This window comes from Vibrio sp. G-C-1 (genome assembly GCF_021728015.1).
Taxonomy (GTDB): Bacteria; Pseudomonadota; Gammaproteobacteria; order Enterobacterales; family Vibrionaceae; genus Vibrio; species Vibrio splendidus.
Genome location: NZ_JAKKCR010000005.1, coordinates 85,677 through 106,390, shown reverse-complemented (window position 1 = coordinate 106,390; position 20,714 = coordinate 85,677). Strand labels below are relative to the sequence as shown.

20 protein-coding genes and 4 tRNA genes are annotated in these 20,714 nt (G+C 44.8%); 6 read left to right on the top strand and 18 right to left on the bottom strand.

Annotation, left to right across the window (positions count from 1 at the left end; translation table 11 throughout):
* Positions 1-64 precede the first annotated feature (64 nt).
* From L3V36_RS09535 to yacG, 4 genes are all read left to right on the top strand, one after another.
* Positions 65-934, top strand: coding sequence for an A24 family peptidase (locus tag L3V36_RS09535; RefSeq protein WP_208775160.1), 870 nt, complete (start codon positions 65-67; stop codon positions 932-934).
* A 2-nt stretch (positions 935-936) separates the two neighbouring features.
* Positions 937-1,551, top strand: a complete 615-nt coding sequence (coaE, locus tag L3V36_RS09530) for a dephospho-CoA kinase (protein WP_065205145.1) — start codon at positions 937-939, stop codon at positions 1,549-1,551.
* Positions 1,552-1,577: 26 nt separating this feature from the next.
* Positions 1,578-2,318, top strand: a complete 741-nt coding sequence (gene zapD, locus L3V36_RS09525) for a cell division protein ZapD (protein WP_017088714.1) — start codon at positions 1,578-1,580, stop codon at positions 2,316-2,318.
* Positions 2,319-2,399: 81 nt separating this feature from the next.
* On the top strand, positions 2,400-2,597 hold the full coding sequence (gene yacG / locus L3V36_RS09520; protein ID WP_004735515.1) for a DNA gyrase inhibitor YacG: 198 nt from the start codon (positions 2,400-2,402) through the stop codon (positions 2,595-2,597).
* 360 nt (positions 2,598-2,957) lie between these two features.
* Here the strand turns inward: yacG and rplS are convergent, their stop codons facing one another.
* The 5 genes from rplS to ffh form a co-directional block, all read right to left on the bottom strand.
* On the bottom strand, positions 2,958-3,311 hold the full coding sequence (rplS, locus tag L3V36_RS09515) for a 50S ribosomal protein L19 (RefSeq protein ID WP_004735514.1): 354 nt from the start codon (positions 3,309-3,311) through the stop codon (positions 2,958-2,960).
* A gap of 59 nt (positions 3,312-3,370) precedes the next feature.
* The gene (trmD, locus tag L3V36_RS09510; RefSeq protein ID WP_004735512.1) at positions 3,371-4,111 is read right to left on the bottom strand and encodes a tRNA (guanosine(37)-N1)-methyltransferase TrmD; all 741 of its coding nucleotides are present in this window, start codon (positions 4,109-4,111) and stop codon (positions 3,371-3,373) included.
* 26 nt (positions 4,112-4,137) lie between these two features.
* A complete protein-coding gene (rimM, locus tag L3V36_RS09505) occupies positions 4,138-4,692 on the bottom strand; it encodes a ribosome maturation factor RimM (RefSeq protein ID WP_004735510.1) in 555 nt (184 codons plus the stop codon).
* A 24-nt stretch (positions 4,693-4,716) separates the two neighbouring features.
* Positions 4,717-4,965, bottom strand: a complete 249-nt coding sequence (rpsP, locus tag L3V36_RS09500; RefSeq protein ID WP_004735508.1) for a 30S ribosomal protein S16 — start codon at positions 4,963-4,965, stop codon at positions 4,717-4,719.
* 212 nt (positions 4,966-5,177) lie between these two features.
* Complete coding sequence (gene ffh, locus L3V36_RS09495) at positions 5,178-6,572, bottom strand: signal recognition particle protein (protein WP_004735506.1); 1,395 nt, start codon at positions 6,570-6,572, stop codon at positions 5,178-5,180.
* A 200-nt stretch (positions 6,573-6,772) separates the two neighbouring features.
* Here ffh and L3V36_RS09490 point away from each other — a divergent pair, with 200 nt between their 5' ends.
* Positions 6,773-7,567 (top strand): inner membrane protein YpjD, encoded by a 795-nt coding sequence (locus L3V36_RS09490; protein ID WP_017079954.1) that lies wholly within the window; start codon positions 6,773-6,775, stop codon positions 7,565-7,567.
* 127 nt (positions 7,568-7,694) lie between these two features.
* The gene (locus tag L3V36_RS09485) at positions 7,695-8,966 is read left to right on the top strand and encodes a CNNM domain-containing protein (RefSeq protein ID WP_054541869.1); all 1,272 of its coding nucleotides are present in this window, start codon (positions 7,695-7,697) and stop codon (positions 8,964-8,966) included.
* 189 nt (positions 8,967-9,155) lie between these two features.
* Here the strand turns inward: L3V36_RS09485 and luxS are convergent, their stop codons facing one another.
* The 13 genes from luxS to L3V36_RS09420 all read right to left on the bottom strand — a co-directional run bounded on the left by luxS (position 9,156) and on the right by L3V36_RS09420 (position 20,666).
* Positions 9,156-9,674, bottom strand: coding sequence for an S-ribosylhomocysteine lyase (luxS, locus tag L3V36_RS09480; RefSeq protein WP_017079953.1), 519 nt, complete (start codon positions 9,672-9,674; stop codon positions 9,156-9,158).
* Positions 9,675-9,698: 24 nt separating this feature from the next.
* On the bottom strand, positions 9,699-10,349 hold the full coding sequence (locus tag L3V36_RS09475; RefSeq protein ID WP_029222727.1) for a hypothetical protein: 651 nt from the start codon (positions 10,347-10,349) through the stop codon (positions 9,699-9,701).
* A gap of 10 nt (positions 10,350-10,359) precedes the next feature.
* Positions 10,360-11,928, bottom strand: a complete 1,569-nt coding sequence (gene gshA, locus L3V36_RS09470) for a glutamate--cysteine ligase (RefSeq protein WP_102448381.1) — start codon at positions 11,926-11,928, stop codon at positions 10,360-10,362.
* A 99-nt stretch (positions 11,929-12,027) separates the two neighbouring features.
* The gene (locus tag L3V36_RS09465; RefSeq protein WP_102448380.1) at positions 12,028-14,886 is read right to left on the bottom strand and encodes a pitrilysin family protein; all 2,859 of its coding nucleotides are present in this window, start codon (positions 14,884-14,886) and stop codon (positions 12,028-12,030) included.
* A gap of 9 nt (positions 14,887-14,895) precedes the next feature.
* Positions 14,896-15,357 carry a YqaA family protein gene (locus tag L3V36_RS09460; protein WP_004735497.1) on the bottom strand — a complete coding sequence of 154 codons (462 nt, stop codon included), beginning with the start codon at positions 15,355-15,357 and terminating at the stop codon, positions 14,896-14,898.
* A gap of 6 nt (positions 15,358-15,363) precedes the next feature.
* Entirely contained in the window at positions 15,364-16,317 is a 954-nt protein-coding gene (locus L3V36_RS09455) for an NADP-dependent oxidoreductase (protein WP_208775158.1), read from the bottom strand.
* Between the two features lie 171 nt (positions 16,318-16,488).
* Positions 16,489-17,619, bottom strand: a complete 1,131-nt coding sequence (locus tag L3V36_RS09450) for a sodium ion-translocating decarboxylase subunit beta (protein ID WP_004735495.1) — start codon at positions 17,617-17,619, stop codon at positions 16,489-16,491.
* Positions 17,620-17,628: 9 nt separating this feature from the next.
* Complete coding sequence (gene oadA, locus L3V36_RS09445; RefSeq protein WP_029222287.1) at positions 17,629-19,410, bottom strand: sodium-extruding oxaloacetate decarboxylase subunit alpha; 1,782 nt, start codon at positions 19,408-19,410, stop codon at positions 17,629-17,631.
* A 31-nt stretch (positions 19,411-19,441) separates the two neighbouring features.
* Positions 19,442-19,699: an oxaloacetate decarboxylase subunit gamma gene (locus L3V36_RS09440; protein ID WP_010435831.1), complete on the bottom strand. Its 258-nt coding sequence runs from the start codon at positions 19,697-19,699 to the stop codon at positions 19,442-19,444.
* Between the two features lie 375 nt (positions 19,700-20,074).
* A tRNA-Arg gene (locus tag L3V36_RS09435) sits at positions 20,075-20,151 on the bottom strand.
* Positions 20,152-20,251: 100 nt separating this feature from the next.
* A tRNA-Arg gene (locus L3V36_RS09430) sits at positions 20,252-20,328 on the bottom strand.
* 84 nt (positions 20,329-20,412) lie between these two features.
* Positions 20,413-20,489 (bottom strand) — tRNA-Arg (locus L3V36_RS09425).
* 100 nt (positions 20,490-20,589) lie between these two features.
* Positions 20,590-20,666: transfer RNA gene (locus L3V36_RS09420), tRNA-Arg, on the bottom strand.
* Between the last annotated feature and the right edge of the window lie 48 nt (positions 20,667-20,714).

Below are 20,714 nucleotides of genomic sequence, written 5' to 3'. Positions count from 1 at the left end.
AAAGCAACTAAACACCCATGAGCAGCCAACCTCTGCTCACCTTGATTAAGTGGTAAAGGACACTATGGAAGTATTTCACTACTATCCTTGGCTATTCCCCGTATTAGCTTTCATTTTTAGCCTTCTTATCGGCAGCTTCCTCAACGTAGTCATACACCGTTTACCGATAATGATGGAACGAGAGTGGCAACAAGAGTGCTCGGAGTATTTCTCTCAATATAAAGTTCTAGCGCCAGAGGGAAAGTTCAATCTCAGTATCCCTCGTTCTACCTGCCCGAAATGTAAAACCCAATTAAGAATCATCGACAATATTCCAGTATTAAGTTGGTTGTTCTTAAAGGGCAAGTGTCATAGCTGTGCTAACCCAATCAGCGCTCGTTACCCATTGGTCGAACTGCTTACGGCAATACTTTGTACCGTAGTCGCGAGCCACTTTGGTTTCAGTTACTACGCCATTGCTTTGATTTTTTTCACGTTTGCATTGATTACCGCAACCTTTATCGATCTCGATACTATGCTGTTGCCTGATCAAATTACCTTACCTTTAGTTTGGTCTGGTATCGCGTTAGCTCTGTTTAATATCAGCCCTGTATCGCTTCAAGATTCCGTGGTTGGTGCAATGGCAGGTTATCTAGCGCTATGGTCTGTTTACTGGTTATTCAAGCTACTGACAGGCAAAGAAGGTATGGGTTACGGCGACTTCAAACTTCTGGCTGCGCTTGGCGCTTGGCTTGGTTGGCAACACCTCCCAATGATCATTCTTCTATCCTCACTTGTCGGCTTAGTTTTCGGATTGATTCAACTTCGCTTGAAACAACAAGGCATAGATAAAGCCTTTCCATTTGGACCTTACCTTGCGATTGCGGGTTGGGTGAGTTTGATGTGGGGTAACGACATCATGGGCTGGTATTTCACTTCTGTACTAGGAATTTAACCATGGCAATCATTATCGGATTAAGTGGTGGTATCGCCAGTGGAAAAACCACCGTTGCTAACCTCTTCAATGAGCATTTTAATATTGATATTGTCGATGCTGATATCGTTGCACGCGAAGTCGTTGCAGTGGGCAGTGACGGCTTAAAGCAGATTACTGATCGTTTTGGTGAGACGATCTTGCTTGAAGATGGATCACTTAACCGAAGTAAGCTGCGTGAGCTAATCTTCTCGGATCCCACAGAGAAACAATGGCTCAATGACCTGCTTCATCCCATGATCCGTAACAAAATTGACAGTGACCTGTCTAAAGTCACATCCCCTTATGGTCTATTAGTCGCACCGCTATTGGTTGAAAACCAAATGCAAAGCATGGCCGATCGCGTATTAATCGTTGATGTGCCAACAGAAGTACAAATAGAGCGTACGATGAGTCGTGATAATGTTTCTAGGGAACAAGTTGCATCAATTTTAAAATCACAGGCTTCAAGAGAACAACGCTTAGCAGTTGCAGATGACGTGATTAAAAACCATACTAAAAACCAAGAACTTTTGCCTCAAATCACAGATTTACATCAAAAGTATCTGGCAATCAGTACTGTAGATGGGTCAGAATAGAATAATGTTGAATGAAGGTTTGCTCGATGATCACCCACAAATTTGAACATCCTCTAAATGAGAAAACACGCATCTACTTAAGAGTTGAATCACTCTTGAGGCAGCTGCACTTGTCTTCTACATTTTCCGATGCTCAACAGTATCAACTCTTTTTCCGTTCCATCTTTGATCTGGTCGAAATCTTCGAACAGATCCAGCTCAAGAGTGAACTTGCAAAAGATATTGAGAAGCAGCGTGTAACCTACAAAAGTTGGTTAGATGTTGAAGGTGTCGATCAAGAGATGCTGACTTCACTACTCAACGATATTAGTAACATCTATCGTGAACTGATGCAGGCGGAGCGTTTTGGGCAGTCACTTAAAGAAGACCGCTTCTTGAGTGCCATACGTCAACGCTTTAATTTACCAGGTGGCTCATGCTGCTTTGATTTACCCGCACTGCATTATTGGCTGCATCTTCCTCTCGATAAGAGAATGCGAGATGCCAAAGCTTGGATGGATAGCCTACAGCCTCTGTATGAAGCGCTAACACTATGGTTAAAGCTCACCAGAGAGACTGGTCACTTTAAAGAGCAAATTGCTCGCGCTGGCTTCTTCCAGAGTGATGCTGATGAAGCGAATATCCTTCGCCTTTCTATTCCAATGCAATACGGTGCTTACCCGATGATCTCCGGGCATAAAAACCGTTTTGCCGTTAAGTTCATGAGCTTTGAAACAGGACAAGCCTGTACTCAAGACATCGAATTTGAATTGGCTGTCTGCAGCTAATTAATTTCCTTTTATAGTTTGGCTTGAGCCTTCACTCGAGCCTAAACTCTTTCTTACAATACCCTCTAATTAAGAATCACTATGTCGAAAAAAATCACCATCGTTAAATGCCCTCAATGTAATGCCGACGTTGAATGGGGCGAACAAAGCCCACACCGCCCGTTTTGCAGTAAGCAATGTCAGATGATTGATTTCGGTGAATGGGCAGACGAAGAGAACAGCATTGCTGGCGCACCAGACATGTCAGATAGCGATGGTTGGTCGGAAGACCCGCACTAAGCGAGTAGCGAGTAGCGAGTAGCGAGTAGCGAGTAGCGAGTAGCGAGTAGCGAGTAGCGAGTAGCGAGTAGCGAGTAGCGAGTAGCGAGTAGCGAGTAGCGAGTAGCGAGTAAATTTTGAAGGGTTGGCGTTTAACGTCAATCCTTTTTTATTGCCTATAGCATGGTACGAATAGAGATTCCCTACTCCTTCCTTCGTCAGTCTAGGGAATGCAGTTAAATGTGAGTTTCGTTTAAGTCCGTCATCCCCAAGAGCGAGGAACGAGCGAATTGAGGCTCTCTTACCTACTCAGCTCTAAATAGCAGACACAAAAAAGCGGAGCCAAATGGCTCCGCTTTTATCGATAGAATGCAAAAAGAATTACTTCTTAGTAAGCTTCTCTTTAATACGAGCTGACTTACCAGAACGCTCACGTAGGTAGTACAACTTGGCACGACGTACTGCACCACGGCGTTTAACTTCGATGCTATCAACCATTGGAGAGTGAGTTTGGAACGCACGCTCTACGCCTTCACCGTTCGAGATCTTACGAACTGTGAATGCAGAGTGTAGACCACGGTTACGAATAGCGATTACAACGCCTTCGAAAGCCTGTAGACGCTCACGGTCACCTTCTTTTACCTTAACCTGAACTACAACAGTGTCACCTGGTGCGAATTTAGGAAGGTCTGATTTTAGTTGCTCTTCTTCAAGAGCCTTGATGATGTTGCTCATTTGTATAAATTCCTAGAATAAACTGATACTAAATTTAATAGGTTACTGCTTGCTTTTCGTTAAGAGCGTTGCTCTTTAATGAATTCAGCCAGTAATTGTTCCTGTTCGTCAGTCAGAGCTAGGTTTTCCAGGAGCTCTGGTCTTCTTAGCCAAGTTCGGCCCAACGATTGTTTTAATCGCCAGCGACGAATGTCCTTATGGTTTCCAGACTTGAGTACCGATGGCACATCTTTATCGTCTAGCACCTCAGGGCGCGTATAATGGGGACAATCTAGCAAACCATTTGCAAAAGAATCTTCTTCTGCTGAAGCGAAATCTCCAAGTACACCCGGAACAAACCGAGAGACTGAATCAATCAACGTCATGGCTGGCAGTTCGCCACCCGTCATCACAAAATCGCCAATCGACCATTCTTCGTCGACTTCAGATTGAATAATGCGCTCATCTACCCCTTCATAGCGACCACAAATAAGAAGCAAGTTCTCGTTTGTTGCCAACTCTTCAACACCTTTCTGGTCGAGTTTACGACCTTGAGGTGAAAGATAGATTACTTTCGTCTTTCCCGGTGCTGCTTGCTTGGCAGTTTGGATAGCATCGCGCAAAGGCTGAACCATCATTAACATGCCAGGACCACCACCGTAAGGTCTATCATCAACAGTGCGATGTTTATCATGAGTGAAATCGCGAGGATTCCATGTCTCAATAGATAAAAGACCTTTTTTAACCGCTTGACCTGTTACTCCAAAATCAGTAACAGAACGGAACATTTCAGGAAACAGGCTAATAATGCCAACCCACATGTGTTCTCTCGCTCTGTAATTTGGAGTTAGAATCCAGGATCCCAGTCAACTTCGATCCGGCGAGCTTCGCGATCAACTTTCTTGATCACTTGCTCTTCAAGGTACGGTACTAACCGTTCCTTTTGGCCAAAAGCATCTTTAAGATTTGCTTTAATTACTAGAACATCGTTCGAACCAGTTTCTAATAGGTCAGTGACCTCACCAAGGTCGTAACCTTTAGTGGTAAAAACTTGCATACCGAACAATTCGCGCCAGTAGAATTCATCTTCTGACAATTCAGGTAACGAAGCAGGGTCAATAGCAATTTCAAAGTTAGTCATCAGTTGTGCGTCTTCACGAACATCTAATCCCGCTAGCTTACATACATAACCTTGGCCATGACGTTTCCAGCTCTCAACTTTGTACTCAACCCACTTACCCTTTTGGTTTAAATACCAAGGGCTGTAATCAAATATGCTTTCAGCATTGTCTGTGTAGGAGAACACTTTAAGCCAGCCACGAATACCATAGGTAGACCCAAGTTTACCCATAACAATTCTATTATTTTGCTCGCTCATCGTTTCTTTACCCTTCATCGACATAAGCTATTTCTCTTTAAAAAAGAATTAAGCCGCTTTTTGAGCGTCTTTAACTAGCTTAGCTACACGATCAGATAGAGATGCGCCTTGACCAACCCAATGGTTAACACGATCTAGGTCTAGACGTAGACCTTCTTCTTGACCTTGAGCAGTAGGGTTAAAGAAACCTACTTTCTCGATGAAACGGCCAGTTACAGAGTTACGGCTATCCGCAACTACGATTTGATAAAATGGGCGCTTCTTTGCACCGTGACGTGCCAAACGAATGGTTACCATGTCGTCCTCTTTGCTTTCTTAATAAAATAATTAACCCCAAGTATAAGTAAATAGCTTGGGGTCTCGTGCCAAATTAAAGCCCCGGAATTTTACTCTTATTCCGGTGCAATGCAAGGGCTTTAGCTATTTTTTCACCAACATAGCAACCGGACACTTTCTGTGACACGGCTAACACTATGAAAAGTAACGTAGCTAAAGCTTACATTTGTAGATTATCGACCAAACGGGTTAAAACCACCACCCATTCCGCCCATACCTCCACCGCCGCCCATCATGCCCTGCATGTTGCGCATCATGCCTTTCATTCCACCCTTCTGCATTTTCTTCATCATCTTCTGCATTTGAGTGAACTGTTTAAGCATACGGTTTACATCTTGTACCTGCGTACCAGAACCTGCAGCAATACGCTTTTTGCGTGAGCCTTTGATTAGGTCTGGACGCTGACGTTCTTTCATTGTCATAGAGTTGATGATCGCTTCCATTTGCTTGAACATCTTGTCATCAACTTTATCTTTAACGTTGTCTGGTAGCTGAGACATGCCTGGAAGCTTATCCATCATGCCCATCATTCCGCCCATGTTTTTCATCTGACCAAGCTGCTCACGGAAGTCTTCAAGGTCAAAGCCTTTCTTCTCTTTGAACTTCTTAGCCAGTTTCTCTGCTTTCTCGGTATCAACGTTTTTCTGTAGGTCTTCAATAAGAGACAGTACGTCGCCCATACCTAAGATACGAGAAGCAACACGATCTGGGTGGAATGGTTCTAGTGCGTCAGTCTTTTCACCAACACCTAAGAATTTAATCGGCTTGCCAGTGATATGACGAACAGACAGTGCAGCACCACCTCGCGCATCACCATCAACTTTCGTCAAGATAACACCGGTTAGTGGTAGCGTATCACCAAAAGCTTTTGCAGTGTTCGCAGCATCTTGACCAGTCATTGCATCAACAACGAACAAAGTCTCTACTGGTTTAATTGCAGTATGAAGCTCTTTGATCTCGCCCATCATCTCTTCATCGATAGCCAAACGACCAGCAGTATCGACAATTAGCACGTCGTAGAATTTCTTCTTCGCATGGTCGATTGCAGCGTTTGCAATATCAAGAGGCTTTTGATCAGCTGAAGATGGGAAGAAGTCGACGCCAACATCGCTTGCTAACGTTTCAAGCTGTTTGATCGCCGCTGGACGGTAAACGTCGGCAGACACAACCAAAACTTTCTTCTTGTCACGCTCAGTCAGGAGCTTAGATAGCTTACCTACCGATGTGGTTTTACCCGCACCTTGTAGACCTGCCATTAAAATAACGGCTGGCGGCTGTGCTGCTAGGTCAAGAGCCTCGTTAGACTCACCCATCACAGCTTCAAGCTCAGCTTGAACGATCTTAATGAATTCTTGACCAGGTGTTAGAGATTTAGAAACCTCAACACCCACAGCGCCTTCTTTTACGCGCTTAACAAAATCGCGGACAACGGGCAGTGCAACGTCGGCTTCAAGTAGCGCCATACGTACTTCACGCAGCGTCTCTTTTATATTGTCTTCGGTCAGACGACCTTTACCGCTGATGTTCTTCAGCGTTTTGGATAGACGATCCGTTAAATTATCAAACATAGTTTTCTCTTCGCTCAAAACTGCGACTATTACTGTGAGTATACATTAGCGCGGATTAGAGTCATACCCGTTGTAGAGCGTTAATCATCCACGCTTGTGATGTGAGACATTATTCACTTGGAATTGAATGAGGTTCACCATAGCCCCAAAGAGCGATGCGAGGTATAATTCGCCAATTAGTAATCATTTAAATGGATACCATGGACAGTCTTATTGCGATCGCAGCAGCCTTTCTTTATACAATGGCGATTTCCACGATCATTCCAGGTCTCGTGCACCAAACAGGAATCCGCGTAAAAACGGTGTTTATCAGCGCATTACTTGCTTTAGCTTTCCATGCTTGGTTGCTTGGCGATTTAATTTTTAATGCCAGTGGCCAAAACCTCAGTATCTTGAACGTTGCTTCATTGATCAGTTTAATCATCTCTTTGGTCATGAGCGGTGCGATGCTCAAAACCCGTTTGTGGTTCATCTTGCCGGTTGTTTATAGCTTCGCAGCTCTAAATCTAATGGCTGCCACTTTTCTTTCAAGCACGTTCATCAAACATCTAGAGAATGACCCAAAGCTGCTACTGCACATCTCTTTGGCTTTGTTCTCATACGCGACGTTGACTATCGGTGCGCTATACGCCCTACAACTTGCGTGGCTAGATCACAAACTTAAAAAGAAAAAAGCGTTAGTGATAAACCCTAACCTACCTCCTTTAATGATGGTGGAAAGACAGCTTTTCAAGATCATTCTGATCGGTAATGGCTTATTAACAGGTACTTTATTGACTGGCCTTATCTTCGTACAAGATATGTTTGCTCAAGGAAAAGCACACAAGGCTGTATTGTCTTTTATTGCTTGGGTTATCTACTCCATCCTTCTATGGGGTCACTATCAGAAAGGTTGGCGTGGACAAAAAGTCACTTGGTTCGCACTTGCCGGTGCCAGCATGCTCACATTAGCCTACTTCGGTAGCCGCTTCGTTCAGGAAATCATCCTGAATTAGTCTGTAAAATGAAGGCAATGTCTCACACACCTTGCCTTTAAAATATTGAGTCCGTTAGATTCAATTGACATCTCGACCATGTTCGGTCATAAATTAATCAAGATACACAAATAGGAAAAGAATAGTTTTGGACGACATATCAACGGGTATCTTATTTGCGCTACTCGCGTGTCTCATTGTAATTTCTGGTTATTTCTCTGGTTCCGAAACGGGCATGATGTCCTTGAACCGCTACCGTTTAAAGCACTTGGCCAATACGGGTCATAAAGGTGCCAAACGCGTAGAAAAACTTCTGAACCGCCCAGACAGATTGATCGGCCTAATTCTCATCGGCAACAATCTCGTCAACATTCTTGCGTCTGCGATCGCGACTATTCTTGGTATGCGCATCTACGGGGATATCGGCGTAGCGATTGCTACCGGTGTCCTGACTCTCGTGATCCTCGTGTTTGCCGAGGTAACCCCAAAAACCATCGCTTCTCTGTTTCCAGAGCGTGTCTCTTACGCCAGTAGTATCCTTTTGATAATACTGATGAAGGTACTGTCACCATTGGTGATATTGGTGAACTTCATTACCAACGGTTTTATTCGTATCTTAGGTGTCAAAGCCCGTCACGATGCGACCGACCACTTAAGCTCTGAAGAGCTTAGAACCGTGGTAAATGAAGCGGGAAGCCTAATACCTCAACGCCACCAAGATATGTTGGTATCTATTTTAGATTTAGAACACGTGACCGTGAACGACATTATGGTGCCTCGAAATGAAATCACTGGCATCGACATCAATGATGACTGGAAATCTATCGTTCGCCAATTAACTCACTCCCCTCATGGGCGTATTGTGTTATATCGTGACCAGATAGATGAAGTGGTTGGCATGCTTAGGTTACGAGAAGCTTACCGCTTGATGCTTGAAAAGAACGAATTCAATAAAGAGACACTGTTGCGTGCTGCGGATGAGATCTACTTTATTCCTGAAGCGACACCACTCAATATCCAACTACTTAAGTTTCAGCGCAATAAACAGCGCATCGGTTTGATTGTGGATGAGTATGGCGATATCAACGGCTTGGTTACCCTTGAAGATATTCTAGAAGAAATCGTTGGTGAGTTTACGACCTCAATTGCACCAAGCTTATCTGAAGAGATCACACCGCAAAGCGATGGCAGCTTCTTGATTGAAGGCAGCGCCAATATCCGTGACATAAACAAAGGCTTGCAGTGGACACTGCCTACAAATGGCCCAAGAACACTTAATGGTTTAATACTGGAACACCTTGAAGACATTCCTGAGAGTCACCTGAGTGTTCAAGTTGCGAGTCATCCAATGGAAATTGTTGAACTCGAAGAGAACCGTATCAAGCTCGTTCGCGTGTTCCCGCAGATCGTTAACGGATAAAAGTGGTTTGCTAGACTGGGATAACTAAGTGAGTAATCACAAGCTCACATGAGACAACTGCCTAGCTCTAAAATATGTCTCGTCCTAAAATACATTGACGAAAAAGGCCCGGTTCATTGAACCGGGCCTTTTAGTATCTAACTCGCTCTGTCTCTAGAGTGAAGCGTATTCAAGGTGAACTAACAATGACTAGTCGATCTTAAGCTCTTGAAGCATCGACTCTGGCAATGCCAGTTCATCATTTTTGTTTACAGAGATACCGGCAGCGATGATCGCATTAGCGATATCTTTAGCTTCATCCAAAGAGTGCATTGCCGCAGTACCACATTGATACTCGTTCAGCTCAGGGATCTTATTTTGATTCTCAACTTTCAGCACATCTTGCATTGCAGCCAACCAACCGTCTGCCACTTGCTGCTCTGAAGGCGTACCAATCAGGCTCATGTAGAAACCAGTACGACAGCCCATCGGTGAAATATCGATGATCTCTACATCTGAACCATTCAATTGATTACGCATAAATCCTGCGTATAGATGCTCTAGAGTATGGATACCTTTCTCAGATAGGATGTCTTTGTTTGGCGCAGTAAAACGCAGGTCAAACACAGTGATGGTATCCCCTTTTGGGGTTTGCATTGTTTTAGCTACACGAACTGCAGGTGCGTTCATGCGCGTGTGATCAACAGTGAAACTATCTAATAAAGGCATTGCTCTTCTCCGTGACGGTTGGCTTTAGAAAAACCAACTTCTATTGTCTTCTAGTTCTTTACGACACTGTTTAAGCTGCCATCCATAATCTTTTGCTTGCTGTTCGACTTTGCGCGCCACCTTAATCAACGATGGTTTGCTATTGTATGACTTGCGCTTATAACCACCACGACCTTCATGATAAGCCAAATATTGGTTATACGGATCCCATAGTGAAATACCAAGCTGACGACGCGTCTCGCTGGTGTACCAACCGATGAACATCAATGCATCATCAAAGTTGGTTCTTGAGCCACCGTTATTCGTCGCCTTTTGGAAATCTTCCCAAGCAGGATCTTGAGCTTGTGCATAACCGTAGGCACTACTCACGCGTCCCCACGGAATAAAGCCAAGAATGTAATCTTTAGGCGGGCGCGCATCATGACGATAGCTGCTCTCTTGTTTCACAAAAGCCATTGCTACGTTGATCGGCGTGCCCCACTCTTCTTGCATATCGAGAGCATCTTCATACCACGACGGGTGTTCTCTGAAGATGCTACACAAGTTATCTTGCTGCTTTGGCGGTGGCGTTGCACATCCAACCAATAGGCTAGAGACAATACCAACAGTCACTACTGGCAACCATTTTCCACTTACGCGTTTAGGCTGGCCTAATAAGGCTTGCTTCCTTTCCACCAAAGTCTCGCTATGCTTTTAAATACGAAAAATAATCCGTTAAGAAGCTGTCAAAATCTTGAGTGCTTGCTTCTTCACTTTGTTGCTGAGCAATCACAGAGCGTTGAACTTCCGCTTCCATCAACTCAGCTGAGTAAACTTTATATTGGTGTGCTTTGTGTTGCTGAGCGTACGTTTTTCCTAACGCACAACCCACTTTACCCAAGCCACCTAATTTTTTGGTCTCTTCTAGCAACTGGCCAGAAATGGTCAGCTCTGGGTTATCGATCCAAGTTTCAAGCGTATCGCACGTTTCTTGGTATGCACGACCACCTTGTTCAGCATCCATCAACTCAGCGATAACACGAAGATCTTTGAATACGCGTTTAGCCCAATCTTGCAGAGACAGCCTCTCGCCATCACAACCAATCTTGAGTTCTAAACCAACCTGACGACCTTCTAAGATCACCTTGTTCCAGTTATCGCGCCAGCATTCAAGTTCGCAGTTATCCATCTCAGCAGAGTCAGATAGAACACTCCAAGTTAAGAATAGATCGAGGAAGCGAACTTGTTGCTCATTGATACCAATTGAGCTGAATGGGTTTACGTCCAAAGAACGAACTTCGATGTACTCAACACCAGCACGAGCCAGTGCTTCCGATGGTTTTTCACCACTTTTCGCCACGCGCTTAGGGCGAATTGGCGCATAAAGCTCGTTCTCGATTTGAAGAACGTTACTATTCAATTGACGGTATTCACCATCAACCTTAGTGCCAATCTCAGCAAACTCTTCTGATGGCGTGCGAATCGCTTGGTTCAGACCTTCAAGGTACTGGTCTAGGCTATTGAAGCCAATCTTTAATACGCTTTGAGCACTATTGGTGTAGCCAAGATCACTCAGGCGAAGTGCCGTTGCTTTTGGCAGATATAGTGTCTCGCCAACCTTCTCAAAAGGTAGCTTTGTCTCTCTTCCTTTGATGAAAGAAGGACATAGTGCAGGTGAAGCACCGAAGAAATATGGGATTAACCAACCAAAACGGTAATAATTACGAATCAAACCAAAGTACGCATCTGACTTAGCTTCACAACGCGTTTCTTCTGTTTGCTCTCCAAACAGGCTATCCCAAAAACTTTCTGGGAAAGAGAAGTTGAAGTGAACACCAGAAATAATCTGCATCAGGCTACCGTAACGGCGCTTTAGGCCTTCACGATATAGCGTCTTCATTTTGCCGTTGTTAGAGGTGCCGTATTGCGCTAGCTGAATGTAATCTTCACTGCCTACGTAACAAGGCATAGAAAGCGGCCACATCTTTTCGCCATCTAACTTGGTTTGTGTGAAGTGATGGATATCAGACAACTGATTCAAAAGCGTCGGAACGTCGTTAGAAACAGGCGTAATAAACTCCAGTAGCGACTCGGAAAAATCGGTCGTTACCCATCCGTTCATCAACGCAGATCCCAAAGCCTTTGGGTGCGGCCCAGTAGCAAGATGCCCATCTTCCGTGTAGCGTAACGTTTCCCTTTCAACACCACGACCAAATTGAGAGAAGGTCTTAGGGTTGGTTGCAACTTGCTTTAGTCGCGCAGCAAAATCAGTCAAAATTCAGTTCACTTATCTTATATCGTTCTGATTAGAACTATCATAAATTAGGTTGGAGGAGAAAAATAGAGTCTTTTCCCTCCCCCTTTAATGTGTACTCTAACGAATGATTTCAAGCTCTTCTATTGGAATATCTAACTTTTCTAGTTGAGGACGAAGCGAAGTCGCATCACCAACAACAATTATTTGATAATCATTCGGGTCAAACCATTTCTTAGATAGCTCGTTTAAAGTCTCTTTTGAGACCGTTTCAACTATCTGATTACGTTGTTGCAGATAATCTTCATCAAGGCTCAGCGCAACAATATTACTCAACAACCCAGCCTTTTGACTTGGTGTTTCGTATTTGAGTGCATCTTGTTGACCGACGGCAAGGCGCATAAATTTCACCTCTTCGTCAGTTAATCCACTTTGACTAAATTCATTTAGCTCTGAGATAAACTCTTGAATCGATGGAACCGTCGCATTGGCTCTCACTTGAGCACTAAATACTACCGCACCAGTTTCACGCGTACTCGCGAAGTAACCGCTCGCACCGTAAGTGTACGCCTTGTCTTCACGTAAGTTTTGGTTAATGCGGCTATTGAAGTTACCGGCTAAGTTAAAGTTGGCTAGCTGGCTCAAATACAACTCACCAGTCGCGTCGAAAGGTAAACCTTTACGCACTAAACGAACAATACTTTGCGGTGCACCCGGTTTATCAACTAAATACAGATGCTGTCCTGAAAGCTCTTTGATGATCTGAGGACGCGTTAGTGGTGCCGCATCGCCTTGCCACTGTTCAAAGAATTGTAGCTGTTTCCCCACCTCTTTCTTCGAGATGTCTCCCACAACAACAATATTGGCACCTTCCGGTGTGTAGTGTTGTGCATAGAATTTTTTCACATCATCTAAGGTTAGATCCGATAGAGACGCCTTGGTGCCATCGCTTGCTCGAGCAAAAATACTGTCACCAAATAGCACTTCACGGGTTGCTTGAGAAGCCATCCAGCTTGGTTGTTGATGCTGATAGACAACACCTTCAAGCATCTGCTTCTTAACACGTTCAAAGTCTTGCTCATCAAACTTAGGCTCAAACAGAACCTCTTGTACGATCGCTAAGGTTTGAGGCAGGTTTTTCTCTAGCGTTGAAACCGAGATATCCGTGGTATAACTGCCTGCGCCAATGCTAACGCTACTGCCAAGCTTATCTAAGGTCGCCTGTAGTTCTTCAACCGTTCGTTTAGTCGACCCCTCTTCCATCATCGAAGCCGTTAGGTTCGCTAAGCCTTCTTGACCTTTACGAACATAGCGTTCGCCTGCAGGCAGTTGAATTTGCAGCTGTACTGTCGGCGTTTCACTGGTCACGGTACCAATCAAGTCAGTGCCGTTCGCAAAGTGCATGCGGTACAACTCAGGCATGGTCGCTTCAACACCAAAGTTCACTTCTGGCATCACGCTGCGATCAAATGTGTTTGGCGCCTTTCTGAAATCCAGTTGGTCTTCCGTCACCTTGCTGTATTCAGGAAGGGTACGTGCAGGTGTGATAAAGGTAGCCTCACGAACCGCTAAGTCGAGTTTTTTCTTGGGAACCACACTCAACGTAACCTTGTGCTTGCCTTCGATGAAATCTTGGTATGCCTTACTTACGCTTTCTGGAGTAACCGCTCGAATTTGATCGAGTTGCGATTCAATGCGATCCGGCTGACCATAGAAGGTTTGGTTAGACGCAAGCTGTGAAACCTTGCCTTTAACACTTTGCAGTGCAAAAACTGCATCCGCTTCTGCCATACCAGTGATCTGGTCTAAACGCTCTTGTTCAACGCCCTCTTTCGAGAATTGATCTAAGGTATCCATCAGCTCTTGGTTCAGAACCGTCAAATCGCCTTTTTCACCTGAATTACCCATCGCATACACATACATGGTACATGCAAGCTCAGCACAATCATGGAAAGATCCTGCGCTCACCGCTTTTTGCGTTTTTACGAGGTTTTGATACAGGTAGCTGTTGGTGCCAGAACCTAACACATTGGACAGTGCATTCAATGAAGCCTGCGTCTCTTCACCACGATACGTTGTTGGCCAACCAACAAGCACCATCGGCTGACGAATATTATCTTTTAAGGTGATGAACTTGTCTTCAGTCAGCACTGCAGGTTGCTTCTCTGCCGCCTTAACTTCAGGTCCTTGAGGGATAGGGCCAAAGTACTTGTTAACCCACTCTAGCGTGTCATCAACGTCGATATCACCACCGATCGTTAACACGGCATTGTTTGGGCCATACCAACGTAAGAAAAATGCCTTAAGGTCATTCACATCAACACGATCTAAGTCTTCAACATAACCGATTGGTTGCCACGAGTAAGGGTGACCTTCTGGATACAGTGCTTCTCCCATGCGCTCCCACATCAAACCGTAAGGGCGGTTTTCATAGCTTTGCGCTCGCTCATTCTTAACCGTGCCTCTTTGCACCTCAAATTTCTTTTGAGAAACTGCATCTAACAAGAAACCCATTCTGTCCGATTCTAACCACAACATTTTTTCGAGTTGGTTAGAAGGAACGGTTTCAAAGTAATTAGTTCGGTCACGGTTGGTGGTGCCATTTAACGAACCACCCGCTTCGGTGATGATCTTGAAGTGCTGTTGATCACCGACGTTCTCAGAGCCTTGGAACATCATGTGTTCAAAGAAGTGAGCAAAGCCTGATTTACCAATCTGTTCACGAGCAGAACCCACATGATAGGTCACATCAACATGAACAAGTGGATCAGAATCATCAGGAGAAAGAATAACGGTCAAGCCGTTTTCAAGCTGATACTTCGCATAAGGAATCACGACTTTATCTTTAGAAGGCTTAACCTCTTCTAACAGAGTGACGCCTTCCGGTAACGAGGAAAAGAAGGGTGTTGAGCTAGGTACATTGTAAGAACAGCCAGCAATGGCGATAAGAGAAAATGTACCAAGTAAAACCTTTTTCATAGGTTCTCCTTAGAAAAAACCGAAGTAGATAGCAGCAAGTAAGCTGTAGCGAGCGGCTTTGCCAATCGCTATCAAAATAACGCTAGGGATAAATTTCATTCTCAGCCAACCCGCAGCCAGACACAAAGGATCACCAATGATGGGTAACCAACTGAATAACAATGTCCAGTAACCATAGCGACTCAGCCAAGCCATAGCCTTATGACCATGCTTTTCAGATTGAGTTCGATTAGGCAACCATAAACCAATCCAATAGTTGGTCAGCCCGCCTAAAGTATTACCGAGTGTCGCGAGAAGAATGATCGATGATGTTGAAAACTGATCTAAGCTCAAGGCTGCCACAAGGCTCGCTTCTGATCCCCCGGGCAATAATGTGGCACTCAAGAAGCCACTGATGAAGAGTACCCACAGCGCCGAGTCAGAGAACCACAGCGCTATATTTTCGAAAAGAGAATTAAAAAACTCTAGCACTGCATATCAACCTTCTTGCATTTTAAGTAGTACCTTGCCTCTGGTGTGTCCGGTTTCAACCTGTAGGTGAGCCGACTGCGCTTCATCTAATTGGTAGATACCTTGAATTTCGGTCTTGAGCAATCCGACACTAACCATGTAAAGCATGGTGTCCATTTGTTCTGGGTTTGGCGCAACCAACATACCTGATGCAGTAAAACCCAGTAGTGTGGCTTTTTCACAGATCAGTTCTGCAGACAAGGTTGGGACTGTCACGACTCTCGCGCCATCTTTCAGGCACTTCAATGCATCAAGTGCCGTATCGCCACCGACCAAATCAATCAGTACATCAACATCGGATACTCTTTCTGATGCTGGAGCAAACCTATAGTTAATCGCATGAGCGCCTAACGTTGCTAAGTAATCAAGATTGGCTTCGCTACACGTAGTGTAAACCTCGGCTTTCGCTGCCACGGCAATTTGAACCGCTAGATGACCAACGCCGCCTGCGCCCGCCAAGATGAGTACGCGATCGCCCTCTTTCACTTCAGCTTTGTTGAGCGCTTGCGCTGCCGTTTGGCTGGCTAATGGTAATGCTGCGGCCGCTTCTAGAGTCACCGAATCAGGAACCATGCTTAATGCCGCTTCTGGGACACACACATATTGGCTGTAACCGCCACCTTGCAGTGGGAAACCAATAAAGCCGGCAACGTTATCACCAACAGTAAAACGCTCTGCCTGTTCGCCTAGGGTGACAATTTGCCCTGAAATGTCATAACCAGGTACCCAAGGCAGGTTATCTTTGTTCTGTGCTGCAGCCCAACCTAGACCAGCACGGGTTTTAACATCAATCGGATTAATGCCCGAAAAGGAAACTTTAACCACGACTTCTCCAGCCTTAGGCTCAGGAATAGCACGGGTTTGAATACTGAGGTTTTCGACACCGCCGAATTGAGTAATCGCTATCTGTTTATTTTCCATTTCCACATTTCCTTGATTGATAAAAGCCCTGATGAGCAAGCACCCTAATTGATAAAAAGAAAGGGATGCGAAAGCATCCCTTTGACTATAAACCATTTAATAAGGCTAAGTTAACCGCTCATTCGTAAATTGACGACCAATTAACGTAACGATACGTGACCTAGGAACCTACTAACCCACTAGAGCTAATAGAATACCCGCCGCAACCGCACTACCAAGTACACCTGCCACGTTCGGGCCCATCGCATGCATCAACAAGAAGTTTTGAGGGTTTGCCTCAAGACCAACCTTGTTTACAACACGAGCCGCCATCGGAACCGCTGATACACCGGCCGCGCCAATCAATGGATTGATGTCTTCTTTAGAGAAGCGATTAAGCAACTTAGCCATTAATACGCCACCCGCCGTACCAATACTGAATGCCACCGCACCTAAACCTAAAATACCCAGCGTCTCTAAGTTCAAGAACGTATCCGCTTGAAGCTTAGAACCAACACCTAGGCCAAGGAAAATAGTTACGACGTTAATCAGTTCGTTTTGAGCTGTTTTTGAAAGGCGATCAACCACACCCGCTTCACGCATTAAGTTACCCAAGCAGAACATACCTACTAGAGGTGTTGCTGAAGGTAGGAACAGAATCGTCATCAGTAGTACAGCAAGCGGGAAAAGGATCTTCTCGGCTTTACCAACGTGACGTAACTGCGCCATCTTAATCTTGCGTTCTTCCGGCGTCGTTAGCGCTTTCATGATAGGTGGCTGAATAATAGGAACTAAAGCCATGTAGCTATAAGCCGCAACTGCAATGGCACCTAGTAGGTCAGGAGACAACTTACTCGCCAAGAAGATCGCGGTTGGGCCATCGGCACCACCAATGATCGCAATTGACGAAGCATCTGCCATTGAGAATTCCATTCCTGGAACATAGTTCAGCAAGATCGCACCAAATAGCGTTGCGAAGATACCAAACTGAGCCGCAGCCCCTAGCCATAACGTTTTAGGGTTAGCAATCAACGCACCGAAGTCCGTCATTGCACCAACACCCATAAAGATCAGCAGTGGGAAAATACCCGTTTCAATACCAATGTAGTAAACGTAGTAAAGCAAACCACCGGGATCAGTAAACCCAGCATTTGGAATATTTGCTAATACAGCACCAAAACCAATCGGTAATAAAAGTAACGGTTCAAATCCTTTACGAATTGCCAAAAACAACAATAAGCAACCGACCAGCATCATACAAATCTGGCCGAACTCAAAGTTAGCAATCCCTGTTTCAGACCATAAGGTCATCAATCCTTCCATGGTACTCCCTTACGCTAAGCTTAGTAGTGGAGCGCCTACAGTAACTGCATCGCCTTCTTTAACATTCAATTCCTGAACGATACCACCACGAGCAGCACGAACTTCCGTTTCCATTTTCATCGCTTCCAAGATCAGTAGCACATCGCCTTCAGCCACTTCAGCACCAGGCTGAACGATCACTTTGAAGATGTTGCCAGCTAATGGAGCTGGAACTGCTTCTGCATCAGAAGCCGCAGCTGGTGCTGCTTGAGACGCTTGTGCTGGTTTCGCTGATGGAGATACCGATGTCAGTTCACCTTGAGGGCCAACTTCAACATCATAAACTTGACCATCAACCTTCACGCTGTAGCTTTCAATGCTACCTGCAACAGGCTGTGGTGCCGCAACAGGAGCTGCCGTTTCTGCAGTTGGTGCAGGTTCAAATGCTTCAGGGTTACGACGGTTCTTAAGGAACTTAAGGCCGACTTGTGGGAAAAGTGCGTATGTCAGTACATCATCAACGGTATCTTCAGCGAGTGAAATGCCATCTGATTTCGCTTTTTCTAAAAGGTCTGTCGTTAACGTATCCATTTCAGACTTAAGTAAATCAGCAGGACGACACGTGATTGGCTCTGCACCATCTAACACTTTCGCTTGCAGTTCAGCATCAACCTCAGCAGGCGCTTGACCGTATTCACCTTTCAGTAGACCTGCAGTCTCTTTAGTGATGCTCTTGTAGCGCTCACCCGTTAGAACGTTGATAACCGCTTGAGTACCAACAATCTGAGAAGTAGGTGTTACCAAAGGAATGTAACCCAGCTCTTTACGTACGCGAGGGATCTCTTCGAGCACTTCGTCCATACGATCGGCTGCGCCCTGTTCTTTAAGCTGGCCTTCCATGTTGGTTAACATGCCGCCAGGAACCTGAGCAATCAAGATACGTGAATCAACACCTTTTAGCTGACCTTCCCATTTCGCGTACTTTTTACGTACATCACGGAAGTACGCCGCGATAGGTTCGATCTGATCAAGCTTAAGATTGGTATCACGCTCTGTACCTTCTAACATCGCAACAACCGTTTCGGTTGGCGTGTGACCGTAAGTACAGCTCATTGAAGAAATAGCGGTGTCTAGAATATCGATACCCGCTTCAACGGCTTTAACCGCTGTTGCTGTCGATAGACCTGTTGTCGCGTGGCTATGCAACGCTAGAGGAACGTCACACGATGATTTGATACGTGTAATCAGCTCTTCCGCTTCATACGGCTTTAATAAACCTGACATATCTTTGATACATAGTGAATGACAACCTAGATCCTCTAGGCGTTTAGCCAAATCAACCCAAGTATCTGAGTTGTGAACCGGACTGGTTGTGTAAGACAACGTACCTTGAGCGTGACCACCAACATCAATCGTTGCTTTCACTGCTGTTTCAAAGTTACGTACGTCATTCATCGCATCAAAAATACGGAATACGTCCATGCCGTTCTTATGGGCACGTTCAACAAATTTTTCTACTACATCATCCGCGTAGTGACGGTAACCCAATAAATTTTGACCACGCAGTAGCATCTGCATTGGTGTGTTTGGCATCGCTTTTTTCAGCTCACGCAAACGCTCCCACGGATCTTCTCCTAGAAAACGAATACACGAATCAAACGTTGCGCCGCCCCAAGTCTCTAAAGACCAGTAACCGACTTTATCCAGTTCTGCCGCAATTGGCAGCATATCTTCGATACGCATACGAGTAGCAAATAGTGACTGGTGCGCGTCACGAAGTACCACATCTGTGATAGCTAGTGGTTTAGACATGCTCATAAACTCCTTTTTAATCCTTTAAATGCTACTTAGCAGTAGACGCACGGTATTGATGAACCGCGGCCGAAATTGCTGCCACTACCTGTGGACTAACAGCTGAAGGGTTTGATTGTGATTTTTTAATTTTTTTAGGTGCTGCGATCGGCTCTGGTACTTCTTCTGGTACCAGTTTTGACATCAACCGAACGAGGTAAACTAGAATAGTTAGGAAAATAAAGACAACGGACATCCCCGTTATCATTAGAGTCGCCGCATCTCCTAGCAGGCTTCCAATATTAGTCATGTTGCTTCCTTTCTTCGTCATCCTGACATACGTACAGGATTTCAGCGAATAGTGATCCCGACCCATGGATTATCTCGATTGGTAAAAGTTTGTCAATTTTGTTTAAGGTTCTGTTACGGATAACGCACACATAAGGTTAATTATTCGCCTATCAGATCACATAAATCTGTCAAATACGTCATTTATAGATATTTAAACTGTGACTTAAACGGGGCTTTTCTTAGAAATGATATGAGAAAGGTAGAATAACAAAGAAGCAATCAAGAATTACTTTAAATACAACAGGTTAAACAACGACAAAATTTAACATTATCGCAACAAATTTGCAGCAGACATAAAAAAAGCCTCGTATAAACGAGGCTTTCTTTAATAAGGTGGTGCGCCCTGGAGGATTCGAACCTCCGACCGCCTGGTTCGTAGCCAGGTACTCTATCCAGCTGAGCTAAGGGCGCAACGGTTTCGATATTAAGCTGTTAGTTAAGGCAATAAAGTAGTTAAGACTATAAAGCAAAACTAAGCGTTCAACATCAGGATTACTAAAAACCCTAAAAGTGGTGCGCCCTGGAGGATTCGAACCTCCGACCGCCTGGTTCGTAGCCAGGTACTCTATCCAGCTGAGCTAAGGGCGCAACGGTTTCGATATTAAGCTTTTAGTTAAGGCAATAAAGCAAAACTAAACGTTCAACATCAGGATTAATGAAAACCCTAAATAGTGGTGCGCCCTGGAGGATTCGAACCTCCGACCGCCTGGTTCGTAGCCAGGTACTCTATCCAGCTGAGCTAAGGGCGCAACGGTTTCGATATTAAGCTGTTAGTTAAAGCAATAAAGCAGTTAAGGCAATAAAGCAAAACTAAACGTTCAACATCAGGATTAGTGAAAACCCTAAAAGTGGTGCGCCCTGGAGGATTCGAACCTCCGACCGCCTGGTTCGTAGCCAGGTACTCTATCCAGCTGAGCTAAGGGCGCAACGGTTTCGATATTAAGCTTTCAGTTAAGGCAATAAAGCAAAACTAA